The 1695-nt window shown below is 40.0% G+C and carries 1 protein-coding gene; it reads left to right on the top strand.

Annotation, left to right across the window (positions count from 1 at the left end):
• Positions 1-463 precede the first annotated feature (463 nt).
• Positions 464-1660: a lactonase family protein gene (locus CLOSYM_RS14180; protein WP_021642629.1), complete on the top strand. Its 1197-nt coding sequence runs from the start codon at positions 464-466 to the stop codon at positions 1658-1660.
• Positions 1661-1695 lie beyond the last annotated feature (35 nt).

The raw sequence follows: 1695 nt of genomic DNA, 5'->3' as shown, positions 1-1695 counted from the left end.
CGAGGCTCGCGAGAGCCTTGTGGATCGAAATTAAAGTGTCTAATCTAGGGCTTGTTCGTCCACAAGTCGAGGCTCGCGAGAGCCTTGTGGATTTAAATTTTATAGGTGGAATATACTTTTTTATAGACCTTGTAAATAAAATCGCTTAATTTAGATTTGCTTCACTTAGTCTGTTCGATGACGCTATCAAAGCCATATCAATTCCCCCTCCAAAACTAATTCAAAATAATGATTGACTTTTTAAACTGTAACAATTATACTTACAGTAAAGAAAGTAGAACATACATTTCCCAATAATAATATAACTAACACACAAAGAAGTATCAGAACCCACTTATCCATCAATAATATATACATCCTTTAAAGGGAAATCCCATCTAATAATTGCAATACCACATTATTTATGAAGATAAATAGTCGAAGGCCATAATAAAGATATGCTCAGGAAAGAAGGTATATAAAAATGGTAGTAAACTTAAAATCCAACACAGAACCTAATCCGAAACCAGACGATAGCCAAAACCCGGAGATAAGCAAAAATACGAATAATGATATCATACCCACTCAAAAAACTAACATAGAAAACACGACAAAACTCAACAATCATCCAACTGACTACTCCTATCCGTTAGACGTTTATATCGGAACCTACAATTCCGATAACAGCAAAGGCGTATACCATTTCACAGTCTCTCCGGATATCGGAATCATGTCACAGCCGGAATTATTTTACGAGGCTCCCAATGCAAAATGGATCAGCCTGCAAAGGGACTCCATGGCTTTTCCCATAGAAAAGCAAGGAAAGGCAGGAACCTGTTTCCTGACTCTAAAAGAGAAGGGAATAGACCATGTGGAAGAAATTCTTGAAGAGAAGCAAACACCCTGTTATATTCTGCAGGATAGCAGCTCTGTTTATACGGCCAACTATCATGAAGGAAATGTCATGGTGTATCATTTGGAAAAAGGGGTTCCTTCCCTGATAAAGAGGATAGAAAATGGGGACAGGGCGGGCTGCCATCAGATTATATTACATGAGCCATATATATTGGTTCCATGCCTTGAACAAAATAAAATCCGTCTGTTTGATAAAGAAAACGGATATAATCCGGCAGGCGAGATATTATTTCCAAAGGGCAGCGGACCCAGGCATGGCGTGTTTAACAGAGCACATACTAAACTATACGTGGTAAGTGAATTGAGTAATGAACTATTCATATTCAATGTAAATAAAAATCAATTTAAGTTAGAGCAGACCTTGTCTGTACTTCCGGAAGCCTCACATTTGGCGAGTGCGGATGGGGTAAGCAAAAAAGAAAGAGAATCGGTTAAAAAAGCAGAACCTGCGGCAGCAGCAATCCGCCTTACCTCAGATGAGAAATTTCTATACATTTCCATACGGGGGCTCGATATCCTGGCTGTTATCAATGTACAGGGTGAAAAAGCCGCTGTCATTCAGCATAGCTCCTGCGGAGGAGTTCATCCCCGCGATTTTATCTTAAGCCCGGATGAAAACTTTTTATTGGCAGCCAACCGTTTTGCGGGCGGTATCGTAAGTATAGGTAGGGATAGAACAAGCGGATTACTGAAAGGACTTCTGGATTCCGTCCCCATGCCGGAGGGCGTATCATTGACATTTCGCAACAATACTCAGCAGCATTAACACGGTAGTGTCAAGTAATCTATGAAAAAACGGAG

It is taken from the genome of [Clostridium] symbiosum ATCC 14940 (genome assembly GCF_000466485.1).
Taxonomy (GTDB): domain Bacteria; phylum Bacillota; class Clostridia; order Lachnospirales; family Lachnospiraceae; genus Otoolea; species Otoolea symbiosa.
This window is presented reverse-complemented; position numbering and strand designations above follow the sequence as displayed.